Below are 2,438 nucleotides of genomic sequence, written 5' to 3'. Positions count from 1 at the left end.
ACTCGTTCGCGCCAAGGGCCGACAGCGTGCACGGATGCCGATACCGCCAGACGTTGGCGCGGCCATCGTTGCATATCTGCGCAGTGGCCGCCCAAAGTCGTCGTGCCGACGGTTGTTCGTCCGCACACTCGCGCCGCACATCGGGTTTGCTTCCGGATGTGCGATCACCATGATCGCCAAGGCCGCCCTCGATCGCGTTGGAATCGAAGGTTGCGCACACCGCGGCGCCCATATCTTCCGACACAGTCTCGCGACCGAGCTTCTCCGATCTGGCGCGACCTTGTCGGAGATCGGACAGTTGCTGCGGCACGAGAACCACGACACCACCCGGATTTACGCGAAGGTCGACATCGATGCGTTGAGAACATTGAGCCTGCCCTGGCCGGGAGGCGTGCAATGACCAATCTGCGCGCCGCACTCGATAAGTACCTGAGCATGCGCAAGGGGTTTGGATACAAGTACGAGCACCAGACCCGTCGGCTCGCCGACTTCGTCGCCTTCATGGAGAAGCGCAAAGCCAGGATCATCACGACGAAGCTGGCAATGGAATGGGCAACGCTGCCGCCCGATCGTCATGCATCCTGGGCGCTGCGATTGAGCGACGTGCGCGGGTTCGCGCGCCATGTCGCCAACTTCGATCCGAGAACGGAGGTACCGCCCGTCGGCATGCTGCCCGGATGGAAGCGCGCCAAGCCCTATGTCTACAGCGACGCGGAGATCGATGCGTTGCTGACGGCAGCGCTGGCTCTGCAGCCAGCGGGCGGGCTGCGCCGATGGACCTACCATACCCTGTTCGGGCTGATCGCGGTGACGGGCATGCGTATATCCGAGGCGATGGGCCTGGAGCGTGATGACGTCGACCTCGACGCCGGCGTGCTGACGGTCCGGCTGACCAAGTTCGGCAAGTCGCGGCTCGTGCCATTGCATCCGACCACGAGAACCGTGTTGCGCGACTACGCCCACCGGCGCGACGCGATGCTCGGATCACGCTGCGGCTCGACCTTCTTCGTTGCCGAACAGGGAGGCCGCTTGCTGCACCAGTACGTTCATCGCGTCTTCTGGCGATTGTCCAGAGAGATTGGGCTGCGGCGCCCAGGTGATCATACCGGGCCACGCGTGCACGACTTCCGTCAGCGCTTCGCCATCCGGACGCTGCTCGACTGGTATCGCGAAGGCAAGGACGTCGAGCAACAACTCCCAGTGCTCTCCACTTACCTCGGCCACGCCTGCGTGCGCGATACTTACTGGTATCTCTCGGCCTGCCCCGAGTTGATGGAAGAAGCGGCGCGGCGTCTCGATCGGCGGTGGGAGGTGACGTCATGAAGCCCGCCTGCAATGTCGCCACGTTGATCGAGCGCTTCTTCACCGAGCGCCTCATGCGCCAGCGCAATGTTAGCGCCAACACGATCGCCTCCTACAGGGACACGTTCCGGCTGCTGTTCATGTTTGCACAGGTGCAGCTGCGGAAGCCCCCATCGGCCCTGACGCTCACCGATTTGGACGCAACGTTCATCGGCGCGTTCCTCACCGATCTCGAGGTAAAGCGCGGCGCCAGCGCGAAGACGCGTAACCTGCGTCTGACCGCCATCCGATCCTTCTTCAGGTTCGTGTCCTTCGAGGAACCGGCACACAGTGCGCTGATCCAGCGCGTGCTCGCCATACCGAGCAAGCGCCACGACAAGCGACAGGCGCACTTCCTGACGCGCCCCGAGATCGAGGCGGTTCTCGCCGCGCCCGATCGAACGACGTGGCTTGGCCGCCGCGATCACACCTTGCTGCTGGTCGCGGCCCAGACGGGCTTACGCCTCTCCGAGCTGACTGGCCTTGACCGGGATGCCGTCCACCTCGGGTCTGGTGCACACGTACGATGCGTCGGTAAAGGGCGGAAGGAGCGGACCACGCCGCTGACCACACTCGCTCGATCTGCGCTCCAGGCATGGCTCAAGGAACCGTTGCGGAAAGGAGCAACAGCGTTGTTCCCGAATGTGCACGGGGGCCGGCTCAGTGCCGACAGCGTCCAGTCGCTCCTGGGAAAGCATGTTCGCGTCGCTCACAAGAGTTGCCCGTCTTTGAAGGCCAAGAGCGTGTCACCGCACGTGCTGAGGCACAGCGCTGCGATGGAACTGCTGCAGGCCGGCGTCGACTGCTCCGTGATCGCGCTGTGGCTCGGTCATGAATCGGTCGAGACGACGCAGACGTACCTGCACGCCCACCTCGCCCTCAAGGAAGCTGCCCTGGCGAAGCTCAAGCCGTACGAGCGCGGCAAGCGAACCCGCTTCCAGCCGAACGACCGCCTGCTCGCCTTTCTGGAGTCGCTCTGAACGACCAGACTATGCCGAATGGAATGGGGCTGCCCTGCACGCGATCGACGTGTGGCAGCGTGACAACGGCGTGCCATACCAAACCCGTTCGGCATAGTTCGGCGGGCGGCATAAACC

Annotated in this window: 3 protein-coding genes; all 3 read left to right on the top strand. The window is 63.9% G+C overall.

Annotation, left to right across the window (positions count from 1 at the left end; translation table 11 throughout):
• The coding region (locus H8B02_RS46845; protein WP_229172455.1) for a tyrosine-type recombinase/integrase at positions 1-400 on the top strand (400 nt) is incomplete at its 5' end.
• A complete protein-coding gene (locus H8B02_RS46840) occupies positions 397-1,323 on the top strand; it encodes a tyrosine-type recombinase/integrase (RefSeq protein WP_229172454.1) in 927 nt (308 codons plus the stop codon). The genes H8B02_RS46845 and H8B02_RS46840, both read left to right, overlap by 4 nt.
• The gene (locus H8B02_RS46835) at positions 1,320-2,321 is read left to right on the top strand and encodes a tyrosine-type recombinase/integrase (protein WP_229172453.1); all 1,002 of its coding nucleotides are present in this window, start codon (positions 1,320-1,322) and stop codon (positions 2,319-2,321) included. The genes H8B02_RS46840 and H8B02_RS46835 overlap by 4 nt, the downstream gene beginning before the upstream one ends.
• The last annotated feature ends 117 nt before the right edge of the window (positions 2,322-2,438 follow it).

The organism is Bradyrhizobium altum, from assembly GCF_020889705.1.
GTDB lineage: Bacteria > Pseudomonadota > Alphaproteobacteria > Rhizobiales > Xanthobacteraceae > Bradyrhizobium > Bradyrhizobium altum.
This window is presented reverse-complemented; position numbering and strand designations above follow the sequence as displayed.